Below are 13,838 nucleotides of genomic sequence, written 5' to 3'. Positions count from 1 at the left end.
ACCTCTCCGCAAACTTTTTACTGCCGGAGGCAGATATGAATCTCAGGTCACTCACTATTTCCCACAGGGCGTCGCTCTGTTTTGGGCTCATTACCGTTCTTCTCGTGGGCCTGGGTGTGTTTTCGTACGTCCAGATGGGCAACCTGCGTGCGTCCGAACAGAATATATCGCTGAACTCGCTACCGAGCATTCAGGTGATCGACGACATTCAAGTGGCCCTGCTCCATGCGCGTCTGGAAAGTATCAGGATGCTTGCCAGCACCGAAGCAGACGCGCACCGGGCGGCTGTTGTAAAGACCAATGAGGCCGTCGTCACGCTTCAATCGAGCAGCGACTTCTACCGTAAGAATCTTGTTTCGAGCGAGGAAGAGCGGATTCAATTCGATGATGCCAGCGCCAAGATGGCGCAGTATATCGATGGTGTTAAACGCATCATCACGCTGGACACTACTGATCACGAAAAAGCCGTCGCGTTTGCCAATACCGAACAGGCACAACGTGCCAGCGTCTATCAGGACACCCTGACCGCGCTGCGCCAACATAATGCACAGGAAGCCAAAAACTCCGGCGACGATGCCACTGCCGTTTATGACCATAGCGTCGCCGTGCTTTTAGTCGTTGTGGTCGTCGCATTCATTCTGACGGTGTTTCTGGCCATTGCCCTGACCCGCAGTATTGTCGAGCCGATCAGTTCGTCCCTAAAACTGGCAGAGGACATCGCCGCAGGCGATCTGACCCGACAACTTGAGGTGACGGGAAAAGACGAAGCCTCACGGCTCATGCACGCATTGAACTTGATGTCGAAAAACCTGCGCGACACTGTTCAGCAGATTTCCGGTGCCTCGACACAATTGAGCACGGCCGCCGTCGAAATGACGTCCATCACCGAAAGCGCCGACCGTACCCTCCAACAGCAAAACAGCGAAATCGAACAGGCCGCCACCGCGGTCAATGAAATGAGCGCAGCGGTTGAAGAAGTCGCACGCAACGCGACATCAACGTCCCAGGCCGCCAAGCAGTCCCATGTCGCCGCAGACCTGGGCAACAAGCGGGTCGCCGAAACGCTGACCGCCATGCACGGCTTGACTCAATGGGTCGAGGGTTCTTCAGCCCAGGTATCGGCGCTGGCCACTCAAGCCCAGGACATCAGCAAAGTGCTCAATGTGATTCGCGCCATTGCCGAGCAAACCAACCTGCTGGCGCTCAACGCCGCGATCGAAGCAGCACGGGCTGGTGAGCAGGGTCGTGGGTTTGCCGTGGTTGCCGACGAAGTGCGGGCGCTGGCTCACCGCACACAGACGTCCACCCAGGAAATCGAGCAGATGATTTCCGCGATTCAGGCAGGCTCCTCGGCCACCGTTGAATCCATGCAAAAAAGCACGCAAGAGGTGCACAGTACACGCGAGACCGCCGAGGATGCGGGCCAATCGCTGCGACAGATCACTGATTCGGTTCTGGAAATCAATGACCGCAATCTGCAAATCGCCACTGCTTCGGAGCAACAGGCGCACGTTGCACGCGACGTCGACCGCAGCCTGATCAGCATTCGGAATCTGTCTATCCAGAGCAGCGAAGGTACGCGCCAGACACTGCTGGCCAGTAGCGAACTGTCACGCCTTGCCGTGAACATGAATGACCTGGTGTTGCGATTCAAGACGTGATCCAGTGACGCTTTACCCGTCCAATGCCCAGGCGCCAACTGAAATCCCGGCAGGTCCCCGTCTCTCAGGCACGGGTGAGACGCCAGGCCACAGAGCACCGTTTCCTGATTGCCCCCCACACAAAGATGCCGACCTTTTCAGGTCGGCATTTGTGTTAGTGCATCTAAGTGCGGCTCATTCATTGACGCCAGCGCCCCGTCATTATTGGGGCTGCCGACAATTTTCCTGGAATATTTCATGTAACCCGCGATCAGGTATGGCAGGATCACCGTCGGCGAAAGTGTGACGCAGTTCAAGAACTGTCCACTAATTTGCCGGCTTCTCAACGATCAGGTCGGGGCAACGCAATTGAACACCACATTGACTTCCGCAGAACTGGCCGTCATCAGTGAAATCGAAACCACCTCCAGCCTGCTCAGGCTGGTGACACGACTCACCGGGCTACGTTTTGCCGCAATCGCCAAAGTCACCGAGAGCAGTTGGACTGCGTGCGCGGTATATGACGAGATCAACTTCGGACTGGAAGCCGGCCACGAACTCAAGCTTGAAAACACGTTCTGTAACGAACTGAGATTGAATCACCAGCCCATCGTGATCAACGAAGTGGCAACCGATCCGGTGTACGCCGATCACGCTATCCCCAAGATGTTCAAGTTCCAGAGCTACTTCTCGTTGCCGATCATTTTCCCCACCGGGGACTTTTTCGGCACACTGTGCGGTCTGGATCTGATGCCGAAAAAGCTCGACGATGAACAGCTTCTCGACACCCTCAAAGTGTTCTGCACGCTGATTGCCAACACGTTGTATGCGCACCAGCAGTTGACGATGCTGCAGGCACAGATGGGTGACCTGCAACCGGAGCAGACCAACGCTTGAGCGCCCGCGCCTTGATTGGCGCACGCTCCCGGTCGTCAAGCCAGGGCTTTAACGGGCTGTGGGATGCTGGGGGACAGAGCCCATCAAAAAGCCCGGCATGAACCGGGCTTCTTATTAAGCGCAACGCAGCGGCACACCGAAGCAGCTACGCCGTCTTACACCTGCTCACTCGCCAGAAAAGCCTGCCTGCTCGGCAAATGACGCTACTGCTCGGCGTCTTCGGAACGGCCTGCTTGACCGCCTGATGCTTTTCCACCTTTCTTGCCCGCTTCGGACGCACGCTCAGGATCATTGGCGAAGTTGCCACCCGATGCCTGCCCGCCTTTCTTTCCGGCTTCGGATGCACGCTGCGGGTTATTGGCAAAATTGCCGCCGGAAGCCTGACCGCCTTTTTTGCCTGCTTCGGATGCCCGTTCGGGGTCGTTGGCGAAGTTGCCGGGATTGTTTCCCCCAGTGCTAGCCATTGTTGTGTCCTCCGTTATCGCCCGACCGCGTTATTGCTGTCGTAAGGTTTTGAAGCCGACGCGAAGGCAGTCGATCCAGAAATCTGAAGGCCGAACGACGAATGGTAAAAATGGTTCAGTGTTGTTCAGAAAGCGCTGGACCGGCCGATTTAAAAGGGGCTCGCCTCTCTATTTCAGCTCTAAACCCTGCCTTTTGATGCATTGAGAGAGGCGACAGGGGCTATAGATAAAAATGGTGCGCTGATAAAGTGAACTTTGTGATGTCATATAGTCATCACCCATGTAGCCCCCGCCGAGAAACCCATGAACGCTTGCGCCCCCATCCCGTTTAACGAAACGCAACGCCTGTTGCGTATAGCGGAGCTGTGCGTGCTGGAGAATACGGCGGACGATGTCTTCGATGAAATCGTGGAAATGACCGCCGAGTTCTTCGATGCCCCCATCGCGCTGATTTCCATCGTGGACGAACATCGCCAATGGTTCCGTGCCCGGGTTGGGTTACAGGCTCAGGAAACCCCACGCGATGTGTCGTTCTGTGCCTACACGATCCTGGCCGATGAGCCCTTCGAGGTGCCCAACGCGACGCTCGATGAACGGTTCATGGACAACAATCTGGTCACGGGGCACCCAAACATTCGTTACTACGCAGGCGCTCCTCTGATCACGGACGACGGGATCGCACTGGGCAGCCTGTGTGTCATCGACACCAGCCCTCGCCCACCGATGAGCGAAAAGCAGGCGCTCATGCTCAAGCGCTTTGCCTCGCTGGTGATGAAGCGCATCGTTGGCCTGAGGATGAGCTGCTTCATCGACCAGCCGACCGGCCTGTACAACCGCTCGCGCTTGCAAGAAGACATCAGCCAGGCACTCAGCTCGAAGCAGCCTCACCGACTGGTGGCCGTGGACATGATCACCCCTGAGTTCCTTAACGACATCGTCAAGGCGCTGGGCTACAGCTATTCGCAAGACATGGTGATGGCGATCAAGCAACGGTTGCAGAATCTGCTACCCGTCGACTGCTCGCTCTACAAGGTCAGCCCGACACGCTTCGGCTTTCTACTGCCTGGCGATGCCGCGAACGAAGACATGTTTCGCGCCATTCTCAAGGACTTCGAGATGCCCGTGCAGTGTCGCGGCATTCCCGTGCAGATGCAGGTGGGCTTGGGCGTCGTGGCTCTGGATAACGATGCCAGCAGCGAGGAGGACTGGATGCGTCTGGTCATCAGCGCCGCAGACAACGCGCGTGATCGCAACGCGGGCTGGGCCATGTACGAGCCCCACTCAGACGCCGCCCAGCAGCGCGCCTTCAGGCTGCTTAGCTCGCTGACCCACGCCGTGCATGCTCATGATCAATTGCGACTGGTTTATCAGCCACGCATTGATCTTGTCTCCGGCCACTGTACGTCCGTAGAAGCGCTGCTGCGCTGGAACCACCCGACAATGGGACCGATTGGCCCGGCAGAGTTCGTGCCCCTGGCGGAAAAGACCGCGCTCATGCGTCCCCTGAGTCTGTGGGTGCTCAAAACAGCCATCGAGCAGGCTGCCCAGTGGCAAAGCGAAGGTTTCGATTTCCGTATTGCGATCAACGTTACGCCTGAGGACCTGACCGGTCCTGCATTCACTGACACGATGATCAGGCTGCTGAAAGAGCATGACATCCACCCCACCCGCTTCGAACTGGAGTTCACCGAAAGCGCACTGATGCAGAACCCGGCCGAAGTGCGCAGCCAATTGGAGCGTATGCGTGAGATGGGCATGGATGTGGCAATCGACGATTTCGGCACGGGCTACAGCAACTGGAACTACCTGCGCCAGTTGCCCGCGACCACCGTCAAACTGGATCAGTCGTTGATTCGTAACCTGGTGTCGGACGAGACGGATCAACGTCTGGTGAAAGCGCTGATTGGTCTGGCGAAAAAGCTGGGCTATTGCGTTGTGGCCGAAGGCATCGAGACCGATGAAATCCGCAAGCTGGTCAAACAATGGGGCTGCGATGAAGGCCAAGGCTACCTGATCGCAAAACCCATCGAAGCCGACACGATGGTGAGCTGGCTCAGCCCTACGCACCCGCTGCAAAGCGTCGCTGAAGCAACACGCGCGGCCGCCTCACGGGACAAACGGTTATAACCTTAGAACACATCTTCATAACCGGTCATAACATAAGCCGCTATGCTGCCCGCCACTTTTTGCCTGATACGTTTGCTGGACAGGGTTGGATATGGAAGCGGGTGGTTTGGGTTTTGTCGTTGCAGGGTTGGTGGTGGGTTTTATCGTAGGCATGACCGGTGTCGGGGGCGGTTCGTTGATGACCCCGATCCTGCTGTGGTTCGGGATCAACCCTGCAACTGCCGTGGGTACGGACCTGCTATACGCCGCGATTACCAAGTCCGGTGGGGTGTTGGTCCACCGGAAGAACGACAACATAGACTGGAAAGTCACCGGCCTGCTGACCTTGGGCAGTGTGCCTGCGGTGTTGCTGACGTTGTGGTTCCTGAGTACCCTGCACGCCGCACCTGATGCCCTGAACGCGATTATCAAACAAGCGCTGGGCGTCGTATTGCTACTGACCGCGCTGGCTGTGCTGTTCAAGAAACGATTGCTGGCCTTCGCCCACGGCCGTGGCGATGGACACTCCTTTTTTGCCGGCACCAGCCTGACCGTCCTGACGGTTATCACCGGTCTGATCCTGGGCACGATGGTTGCGCTGACGTCCATCGGTGCAGGTGCCCTTGGCACCGTCGCGTTGTTCATCCTTTACCCCTTATTGCCGACCCGCCGCCTGGTGGGCACGGAGATCGCCCACGCGGTTCCACTTACGCTGGTGGCGGGCCTGGGTCATGCCAGCATGGGCAACATGAATTGGGAGCTGTTGGGCTGGCTGTTGATGGGCTCACTGCCCGGCATCTACTTCGGCAGTCACATGGCCGGGCGCGTTTCCGATGATCTGCTGCGTCCCTTTCTGGCAATCATGCTGGGGATGATCGGCTTCAAACTGGCATTCTGATCACTCACAACGTCAATCTGTCACATGCTTGCGTCAGTCTCGCCCTGGAAACCTGAGGTGTGTGGCTTGCAACGCACACTTGTCGGGATTTGCATTTTTTAGTGGCCCGACGCGGATTTTCGGCGCAGGATTTTGCCGGTCTGCTTTCGCGCCGGTGCTCGGCACAGACTCATCCTTGCTGACTGGAGATGCCAATAATGCTTATCCGAATTGAAGAAGGTGTTTACGGGGCCCACTGGGTCGTGAAGCTGGACGATTACCCGGTGACATGCCGGAGCTGGCAGGAAGCCAAAGAATTTGCCGATCGCATGAAATCCAGAATCGACGCCCCCCATTCGCTGCCGTTCTCTACACGGCACGCCCCCATTGAACGCGCCGCACCTGAACGACAATCACGGGCCATCGCCCGCTGAGCGTTCACCGCATTTGATTCCCGTAACACTTGAAACGCTGCTGCCTTCGCAGCGGCGTTTTTTATTCGGTTGCCGCTGAATAAAAACTGAAAACCGTTCTCGTTTCGCTGACATCCATTTCACATCTTCTTCACGTCAGGCTGGGTAAATTGAACCCACTCCTTTGATGAATCCCATTTGGCCCACCCTGTTGTGGGCCATTTTTTTGCCTGCGAAAAAGTGCACCATAACAAGGGGCGGAGTCTTCAAGTCATTGCACGTGTGTCTGGACCAACCCTGAGCCTTTCGCCGTGGTCAACGCTCCGATGTTCACTTCGGCAAGACGATCATTGCTCGTCCCGCTCGCTACCGAGCTGCTCCAGCTGGCGGTCACCGTCGCCATCCATCCCAGCAAAAACAGCGCAATAACCTGCAACGCCCATCTGCTAATCGTCGACATGAGTTTCTCCTTGATCGGGTAGGGATGGCGAGCATGTAAACACCTCGTCATTGCAGAAGAATTGCAGAGTTTCAGATTTTTGCCACTGCGCCGCTCATCCTTTTTTGCTGAACTCCTTCGCCGCCGCGTCCTTCCTAACTCCAAGGGCTGCGTGGAATGCGCCAAGTGGGTAATGGTGCGCCTGACCACGGCACCGGAATGTCATTCAGGATCGAGAGGAGAGATGTCATGCCTGCCACGAACTCGAACAAAGACAAATACACCGACAAACAAAAGCGCAAGGCCGAGCATATTGAAGAGGGCTACGAGGCCAAAGGCGTCTCCAAAAGCGAATCAGAGGCGCGGGCCTGGGCCACGGTGAACAAACAGTCCGGTGGCGGCGAGCGCAAGGGGGGCTCGGGCACCCATAAATCGGCATCCGGCAAATCCGCCGCGCGCAAGGATTCGGCAAAACGGGCTGTGGCGACCAAGCGTGGCGAGCCGCGCACTGATGAACCGCTGGAGTCCCAGACCAAGGTCGATCTCATGCAGCGCGCACGAGGACTGAACATTTCCGGGCGCTCGACCATGAGCAAACAGGAACTGATCACAGCCCTCAAAAAGGCTTCCTGAGGCCTGCCCTTGCAGTTCGTTTTAAGGAGTTGTCCATGAACGGGATACTCACAGGCAAGTCCGAGGTTGTTCTGCTGCCTACCCATAAGACGCTCTCAACCCACGAGGTGGTGGTTCATCAGGTGCTTGCGCAAAAACTGGCGGAGCTGCTGAAGGCAGAGTTTGTCGGTGTGTATGACCGCGCCCTGCATCAAGGCGCCGGGTTGTACTTCGTACCTTCCGACACACTGATCGACCGCGCCGCCCTTGCCTATCCTGACATCCGCTCTGCGGACGACCTGTTTGGCGGAGTGATTGCAGAACCGTTCATGGCAACCAAAGCCCTTTCGCATCCGCTGCCCGAGAATGCGACGTTCAGACCGCCCGGCTGGTCCGATGACTTCCATCGTCAGGCACAGCACGCGGTACTCGCTGGGTTCTCGGTATTTGATGAGCAGGACGCGCTGAGCGTCGGCAAACGGATGCTTGCCAGCGGCCCCCTGCGCGTCAAGCCGGTGCTGGCAACGGCAGGACGCGGTCAGGTGGTCGTGGCATCAGAAGCCGAGCTAAGCGAGGCCATTGCTCAGCAGAACCTGCGCGAGGTCAAAGAGTACGGGCTGGTGCTGGAAGAAAACCTGCACGACGTGGTGACGTTAAGCGTGGGCCAAGTACACGTCGCCGGACTGACGGCCAGCTATTACGGCACGCAGACCCTGACTCAGGATAACCAAAGGGAAACCGTTTACGGCGGTTCGCGCCTGCACGTGGTGCGTGGCGATTATCGGGCGCTGCTGGAGCGGCCACTCGACGACACGGTCAGGCTCGCCTTGAAACAGGCGCTGGCGTATGAAAACGCAGCCTTCGCCTGCTTTCCCGGCTTCATCGCGTCGCGGCGAAACTACGACATCGCCTTGGGCACCAACGGACAGGGCAAACGATGCTCGGGCGTGTTGGAGCAATCATGGCGTATCGGCGGTGCCAGTCCTGCGGAAATCGAGGCGTTGCTGCGCTTTCATGATGACCCGGACCTGAACCGGATCGACGTGTCGAGTCACGAGGTCTACGGCACCACCACGCTTCCCCCCGATGCCCAAGTGCTCTATGAGGGCGACGACCCTCAAGTGGGCTTCATCACCAAATTCATTCAGGTTGAGCCTTATGAGCGTGCGCAGTGAAACCATCGAAATCAAGGTCGATACGTATTCCATCTCCGGATCGATCGTCACGCCTTGCGAGAAATTTCCAGGCATCCTGTTCGTCCACGGCTGGGGCGGCAGCCAGCAACGCGATCTGGCCCGCGCCAAGAACATCACCGGACTGGGTTGTGTGTGCCTGACGTTCGATCTGCGCGGTCATGAGCGCACCGAAGGCCTGCGGGCCACCGTCTCACGGGAGCAGAGCCTTGAAGACCTGATGGCGGCTTATGATCGGCTGGTCAGCCATCCTTCTGTCGACCCGCAAGCCATCGCGGTCATCGGCACCAGCTACGGGGGTTATCTGGCGACCATTCTCAGCGCTATGCGTCCGATCAAATGGATGGCGTTACGTGTGCCGGCGTTGTATTGGGACGCCGACTGGGACATGCCCAAACAGGAGCTGGATCGAGACAGGCTCGCACATTATCGTCGCTCGGCCGTGACTGCCGCCGATAACCGCGCATTGGCGGCCTGCAAGGAATTCAGGGGGGACGTGCTGTTGATCGAGTCAGAGCGTGACGATTACGTACCGCATGCCACGCTGATGAGTTATCGCAGTGCGTTCGAACTGGCGCACTCGCTGACCTACCGGCTGGTGGACGGCGCCGACCATGCGCTGAGCAGTGATATCAGCCAGAGCGTCTACAGCTCGATGCTGACAAACTGGATCAGCGAAATGGTCATTGGCGCGCGCCTGGTCAATTACCCTCACCATTCGGCGAAGTATTCCTGAACCGGATCAGTACTTGGTGCTCTGCTGCTCAGGTTTGGCAGGCGTGTCTACATGGCGCGGACCTGCGATCAACAGTGCCAGGACACCCAGAATCGGCACGGCTACGATGACGATGATCCACATCAGTTTGTTACTGGACTCTGTGACGCTCTTACGAACGCGCATCACCGCCCATATATCCGAAATCACGATCAACGCGGTGATTGCCGCAAACAGCCACAAATGATTTTCCGATATCCAAGGCATTTGAAATCTCCTGCACATTCAACGAAGGCTGCCAGACCGGCGCCCCTACTGTAGAAGAGGCTTGAGAGCACCTTAAAGTTCAGAGAAGTAGGAAAAATCAGCCGTTTTTCAGAGGGTCGGCCGCCGTCGGTCCCATACGGCGAAACCATTACGTCGTGATGCATCCAACCCGAAGAGGGTTCGCGAGGACCTGCGAAACCCGTTGCCCCTCGGAGGGAAGCGCCATGAATGCATTCATCGTCAAACTGTTCACCCGACCCGCCCATGCGTGGCGAGACATTCGCGAAGAGGAAGAACACAGCCCACGCCAATACATCCCCCATCTTGTACTGCTCGGACTGATCCCTGCGGTCTGCCTGTACATTGGCACCACTCAGGTCGGCTGGAGCATGACCCTGCAGGACCGCGTATGGCTGAGCGCCAAGAGTGCCTTGCAGTTATGCGCACTGCTTTATGTCGCTACAGTGATCGGCACGGCACTGATGGGCGTGTTCGTTCGCTGGCTTTCGCGAACCTCGGAAGCACGCCCCTCGCTGAATCAGTGCATTGGCTTCGCCACCTACACCATCACACCGTTTTTCATTGCAGGCATTGCGGGGCTCTACCCGGCTCGCTGGCTGATGATTCTGATCCTGGGCCTGGCAGCGATCCACTCGACGTTTCTATTGATCATCGGTATCCGCACTTTCATGCGCCTGCCACCCGGCACCGCCCCGCTCTACGCGGCCGCTGTCTGGGCAGTGGGTGTTCTGGTACTGGTGACGATTCTGGTGTCGGTGATATTGCTTTGGTACAACGTGCTGACGCCTGACTACGTACGCAACGTGCTGGGGGAAGGGCCGGGTGGCTAACGCAGGATCAATGCAGGCCTGGCGGGGCCAAGCGCTGTCGCGCAGCAGACACCGGGCTGTGGGAGGCTGCTTGCTGGCGATCTGCCAGGAGCCGTTAGCAAAACCTGCACATGCGGTGTGTCAGATGCAGCCTGGGGCCGCTGCGCAGCCCACCGTTGCCGTCGTAACCTACGAGAGCTCCCACGAGGTCTGCGCAACTGGACGATCTCAATCTCAGCGCGTCTTGACCGGCGTCGCGTCGATCTTCACTCGAAACAGGCTGTAGGGCTTTTCCCGAAGGTCTTTGCCGCCATGAAACAACGCCTGGCGATGCAACTGGTTGGCAATGAAATAGAGGTAGCCATCAGCGCTTACCGACAATGTATCCGGCCACAGCATCCGGGGATCGTGAGCGACGGTTTGCCAGGTCCCATCGGCAAGACGTTTACGAATACTGTTGTCTTCGTAATCGCCCGCGTAGATCGCACCTTCACTGTCGGCCTCCAATCCATCCGACGGCCCTTTTTCACCGAGATCCTGCACTGCGGCGACGAGCTGATCTTCAGTGACGGCTGGATCGCGCAGCAGCCTGGCAGGCACTGCATACAGGTGTCGGCTGGACAGCGGCGAGAAGTAAAGTGTCTGGCGGTCTGCGGACAACGCAATGCCGTCGGACGCCACCGCGAAAGGCGTGCTGCTGCCATCGGCCTTACGCATTTTCAGTATGTGACCTTCAACCCTTGGCACGAAGGCCGGATCTGCCGACGTCGAAGCGGCACCACTCAAACGCCGTACGGCGTTGCCGGTGGCAATGTCCAGGACAATGATTGCGCCGGGGCCACTGACAGAAGAGTCGGTGATATAGACCACACCCTCTTTGCCAGCACTGAAGTCAAAGCGCATGTCGTTGACATAGGTGCTGGGCAGAATGACGTTCTCAGGAAAAACCAACGTCTTGGCGACTTTGTTGGTCTTGAGGTCAATGGCCACCAGTTTTGCGCCGCCAGCGACCGGTTTAGAAAATTCAGGTGCAGCGGTATCGAGTATCCATAGATAGCCCAAGCCGTCTGCCACGACGCTCTGAACGCTGATGAATCCCTTCTCGGGATGCTGCGGGTCCGCCTGGTTCAAGGCACTGTCAGGATAAGGCACCACCTTGCCGTCGCGTACTTCCCCGACCGTGAACGGCACTTTGTCGCCCCACCGCGGGAAGTTGACAAAAATGCGGCCTTTTTCAGTGACGCTGACGCCTGTCGGCATGGCGTCATGGAACGCGAAGACCTGTTCGATTTTCCCCACGGGTTTGTCTTCTGGAAGCTTGGCGGGGGTCGCAGCCTGAACAGCCTGGCTACCGAGTGCAACCATCAAGGCCGCAGAAGCCCAGGACATCGGTTGTTTGAAAGACAAGAAAGGTCTCCTTGGCCAACAGTGAGCAGGCCAGTATCAAAAGTGGGATGGCCATTGGGTATGGCCGGATGTGCCGAACAGGCGACATCGCTGCAGCGGATACTGACCCCTTTGTTGCGACAAAAGAAGCCGTTAATTTCGCTAACACTTTCAATCAAATAGAGAAAATGGCCCGGCAGGGCAAGGTTGGGCTGTTGCGCACTGTGAAGGTTGGGCGTTCGCACGGCATCGTCTGGTGGGTCCGCATCGAACGACATACTTGCGGGAGTACGGCAACCGCATGGGCTGCCGTATTGACGAGGCCAGTGTGAATGCCTGCGCAAAGCTGCCGGATAGACAACCGTTACCTCAGTAAGGCCCGAAGCAGCGGGCTGCAGGTCTGTCCCGGTTCACCCTGCAGCGTGCCGTCGCCCCCCGACCGATCAGGTAATCGGTGCGGGGTTGAACAGGGTGATGTCGTTGTGGAGGCGGTAGTGCTCGGTCCAGGTCTTTTTCTTGCCGCTGGCCACTTCCAGGTAGTAGTGGAACAGCTCCCAACCCAAGTCCTCGATGCTCGCGCGTCCGGTAGCGATGCGCCCGGCATCGATGTCGATCAGGTCCGGCCAGCGCTGGGCCAGTTCGGTGCGGGTCGAGACCTTGACCACCGGAGCCATCGCCAGACCGTACGGCGTGCCGCGCCCGGTGGTGAACACATGCAGGTTCATCCCGGCGGCCAGTTGCAGCGTGCCGCACACGAAGTCACTGGCCGGGGTGGCGCAGAAGATCAGCCCTTTGCCATTGACCCGCTCGCCAGGGCCGAGCACACCGTTAATGGCGCTGCTGCCGGACTTGACGATGGACCCGAGGGACTTCTCGACAATGTTCGACAACCCACCCTTCTTGTTGCCTGGCGTGGTGTTGGCGCTGCGATCCGCCTCGCCTTTGGCCAGGTAACGGTCGTACCAGTCCATTTCGCGCACAAGCGCCTGAGCGACGTCTTGGTCTTGCGCACGGGAGGTCAGCAGATAAATGGCATCGCGCACTTCGGTCACTTCGGAGAACATCACCGTCGCGCCCGCACGCAGCAACAGATCCGACGCATAACCCAGCGCCGGATTGGCCGTGATGCCGGAAAACGCATCGCTGCCGCCGCACTGCATGCCCAGAATCAGTTCGGAGGCTGGCACCGTCTCGCGACGACGCGCGTCCAGCTTCTTCAGGCGCACCTCGGCCAGCTCCATGATCTGCTCGACCATTTCATTGAAGCCGTGGCTGGAATCCTGAAGTTTGTAGAGCCACGGCTCGCTGAGATCCACCGAGCTATCGCCCTCGTGCATCACCTGACCGGCCTGCAGCTTTTCACAGCCCAGGCTGATCACCAATGCCTCGCCCCCCAGGTTCGGATTGCGCGCCAGGTTGCGCACGGTACGAATCGGGATATAGGCATCGGTGGCGGTGATGGCCACGCCGCAGCCATAGCTGTGGGTCAGGGCCACCACGTCATCGACGTTCGGGTATTTGGGCAGCAACTCGTCGCGGATGCGCTTGACGGCAAAGTCGAGCACGCCGGTCACGCACTGCACGGTCGTGGTGATGCCCAGAATGTTACGAGTGCCCACGGTGCCATCGGCGTTGCGATAGCCTTCGAAGGTGTAGCCTTCCAGTGGCTCGCCCTTGGCAGGCACGGCATCGGACATCGGCAGGCTGTCGAGCGCAGGCGCTGACGGCATGCGCAACTGGTCTTCCCTGACCCAACTGCCACGCGGTATCGGTTGCAGGGCATAGCCGATGGTGTGGCCGTAACGAATCACGGCGTCACCCTCGGCCAGGTCAACGGTGCTGACCTTATGGCTCTGCGGTACGTTATCGACAGTCACCAGGCCGTTATCGAATTCGGTTCCGGCCGGCACACCCTGGTCGTTGACCACGACCACCACGTTATCCAGCGCATGCAGCCGGATGTAACGTGGAGAATCGGCATGTTGAATCAGGTTCATCA

The 13,838-nt window shown here is 58.3% G+C and carries 13 protein-coding genes and 2 pseudogenes; 9 read left to right on the top strand and 6 right to left on the bottom strand.

Annotation, left to right across the window (positions count from 1 at the left end):
• Positions 1-35 precede the first annotated feature (35 nt).
• Entirely contained in the window at positions 36-1,661 is a 1,626-nt protein-coding gene (locus tag ALP40_RS12190; protein ID WP_122208521.1) for a methyl-accepting chemotaxis protein, read from the top strand.
• A gap of 348 nt (positions 1,662-2,009) precedes the next feature.
• Positions 2,010-2,537: a GAF domain-containing protein gene (locus ALP40_RS12185; protein WP_122208574.1), complete on the top strand. Its 528-nt coding sequence runs from the start codon at positions 2,010-2,012 to the stop codon at positions 2,535-2,537.
• A gap of 203 nt (positions 2,538-2,740) precedes the next feature.
• On the opposite strand, the pseudogene ALP40_RS25830 reads toward ALP40_RS12185, so the two are convergent.
• Together ALP40_RS25830 and ALP40_RS25825 are read right to left on the bottom strand one after the other, a co-directional pair.
• Positions 2,741-2,836, bottom strand: a pseudogene (locus ALP40_RS25830) (KGG domain-containing protein); the annotation flags it as partial.
• Positions 2,837-3,001: pseudogene (locus ALP40_RS25825) on the bottom strand (general stress protein); the annotation flags it as partial.
• A gap of 303 nt (positions 3,002-3,304) precedes the next feature.
• Here ALP40_RS25825 and ALP40_RS12175 point away from each other — a divergent pair.
• The 3 genes from ALP40_RS12175 (at position 3,305) to ALP40_RS12165 (ending at position 6,418) form a co-directional block, all read left to right on the top strand.
• Entirely contained in the window at positions 3,305-5,128 is a 1,824-nt protein-coding gene (locus tag ALP40_RS12175; protein ID WP_122208519.1) for a sensor domain-containing phosphodiesterase, read from the top strand.
• A gap of 91 nt (positions 5,129-5,219) precedes the next feature.
• Complete coding sequence (locus ALP40_RS12170) at positions 5,220-6,005, top strand: sulfite exporter TauE/SafE family protein (protein ID WP_122208518.1); 786 nt, start codon at positions 5,220-5,222, stop codon at positions 6,003-6,005.
• 197 nt (positions 6,006-6,202) lie between these two features.
• Positions 6,203-6,418, top strand: a complete 216-nt coding sequence (locus tag ALP40_RS12165; protein ID WP_122208517.1) for a hypothetical protein — start codon at positions 6,203-6,205, stop codon at positions 6,416-6,418.
• A gap of 250 nt (positions 6,419-6,668) precedes the next feature.
• Here the strand turns inward: ALP40_RS12165 and ALP40_RS12160 are convergent, their stop codons facing one another.
• Entirely contained in the window at positions 6,669-6,857 is a 189-nt protein-coding gene (locus ALP40_RS12160; protein ID WP_122208516.1) for a hypothetical protein, read from the bottom strand.
• Positions 6,858-7,085: 228 nt separating this feature from the next.
• Between ALP40_RS12160 and ALP40_RS12155 the strand changes: the two genes are divergently transcribed.
• The 3 genes from ALP40_RS12155 to ALP40_RS12145 are packed head-to-tail and all read left to right on the top strand — an operon-like array spanning position 7,086 to position 9,377.
• Complete coding sequence (locus ALP40_RS12155) at positions 7,086-7,469, top strand: Rho termination factor N-terminal domain-containing protein (protein ID WP_122208515.1); 384 nt, start codon at positions 7,086-7,088, stop codon at positions 7,467-7,469.
• Positions 7,470-7,498: 29 nt separating this feature from the next.
• Complete coding sequence (locus ALP40_RS12150) at positions 7,499-8,623, top strand: DUF3182 family protein (RefSeq protein WP_409077516.1); 1,125 nt, start codon at positions 7,499-7,501, stop codon at positions 8,621-8,623.
• Entirely contained in the window at positions 8,607-9,377 is a 771-nt protein-coding gene (locus ALP40_RS12145; protein ID WP_122208513.1) for a S9 family peptidase, read from the top strand. Before ALP40_RS12150 ends, ALP40_RS12145 begins: the two co-directional genes overlap by 17 nt.
• A gap of 6 nt (positions 9,378-9,383) precedes the next feature.
• Here ALP40_RS12145 and ALP40_RS12140 read toward each other — a convergent pair whose 3' ends face one another.
• Positions 9,384-9,623, bottom strand: coding sequence for a PLD nuclease N-terminal domain-containing protein (locus ALP40_RS12140; protein ID WP_122208512.1), 240 nt, complete (start codon positions 9,621-9,623; stop codon positions 9,384-9,386).
• Between the two features lie 224 nt (positions 9,624-9,847).
• Between ALP40_RS12140 and ALP40_RS12135 the strand changes: the two genes are divergently transcribed.
• Complete coding sequence (locus ALP40_RS12135; protein WP_122208511.1) at positions 9,848-10,474, top strand: Yip1 family protein; 627 nt, start codon at positions 9,848-9,850, stop codon at positions 10,472-10,474.
• Between the two features lie 213 nt (positions 10,475-10,687).
• On the opposite strand, the gene ALP40_RS12130 is transcribed toward ALP40_RS12135, so the two are convergent.
• Both ALP40_RS12130 and garD read right to left on the bottom strand, forming a co-directional pair.
• Complete coding sequence (locus ALP40_RS12130) at positions 10,688-11,842, bottom strand: L-dopachrome tautomerase-related protein (RefSeq protein WP_409077519.1); 1,155 nt, start codon at positions 11,840-11,842, stop codon at positions 10,688-10,690.
• 440 nt (positions 11,843-12,282) lie between these two features.
• Positions 12,283-13,836, bottom strand: coding sequence for a galactarate dehydratase (gene garD / locus ALP40_RS12120; RefSeq protein WP_122208508.1), 1,554 nt, complete (start codon positions 13,834-13,836; stop codon positions 12,283-12,285).
• Positions 13,837-13,838 lie beyond the last annotated feature (2 nt).

Origin of the sequence: Pseudomonas viridiflava (assembly GCF_003702045.1) — a bacterium.
Lineage (GTDB): Bacteria > Pseudomonadota > Gammaproteobacteria > Pseudomonadales > Pseudomonadaceae > Aquipseudomonas > Aquipseudomonas viridiflava_C.
This window is presented reverse-complemented; position numbering and strand designations above follow the sequence as displayed.

What these genes read in the sequence shown, in the direction of transcription:
- ALP40_RS12190 (WP_122208521.1), top strand. Translation starts at nt 36, where the DNA reads ATGAATCTCAGGTCACTCACTATTTCCCACAGGGCGTCGCTCTGTTTT.
- ALP40_RS12175 (WP_122208519.1), top strand. Translation starts at nt 3,305, where the DNA reads ATGAACGCTTGCGCCCCCATCCCGTTTAACGAAACGCAACGCCTGTTG.
- ALP40_RS12170 (WP_122208518.1), top strand. Translation starts at nt 5,220, where the DNA reads ATGGAAGCGGGTGGTTTGGGTTTTGTCGTTGCAGGGTTGGTGGTGGGT.
- ALP40_RS12165 (WP_122208517.1), top strand. Translation starts at nt 6,203, where the DNA reads ATGCTTATCCGAATTGAAGAAGGTGTTTACGGGGCCCACTGGGTCGTG.
- ALP40_RS12160 (WP_122208516.1), bottom strand. Translation starts at nt 6,857, where the DNA reads ATGTCGACGATTAGCAGATGGGCGTTGCAGGTTATTGCGCTGTTTTTG.
- ALP40_RS12155 (WP_122208515.1), top strand. Translation starts at nt 7,086, where the DNA reads ATGCCTGCCACGAACTCGAACAAAGACAAATACACCGACAAACAAAAG.
- ALP40_RS12145 (WP_122208513.1), top strand. Translation starts at nt 8,607, where the DNA reads ATGAGCGTGCGCAGTGAAACCATCGAAATCAAGGTCGATACGTATTCC.
- ALP40_RS12140 (WP_122208512.1), bottom strand. Translation starts at nt 9,623, where the DNA reads ATGCCTTGGATATCGGAAAATCATTTGTGGCTGTTTGCGGCAATCACC.
- ALP40_RS12135 (WP_122208511.1), top strand. Translation starts at nt 9,848, where the DNA reads ATGAATGCATTCATCGTCAAACTGTTCACCCGACCCGCCCATGCGTGG.
- ALP40_RS12130 (WP_409077519.1), bottom strand. Translation starts at nt 11,842, where the DNA reads ATGTCCTGGGCTTCTGCGGCCTTGATGGTTGCACTCGGTAGCCAGGCT.
- garD (WP_122208508.1), bottom strand. Translation starts at nt 13,836, where the DNA reads ATGAACCTGATTCAACATGCCGATTCTCCACGTTACATCCGGCTGCAT.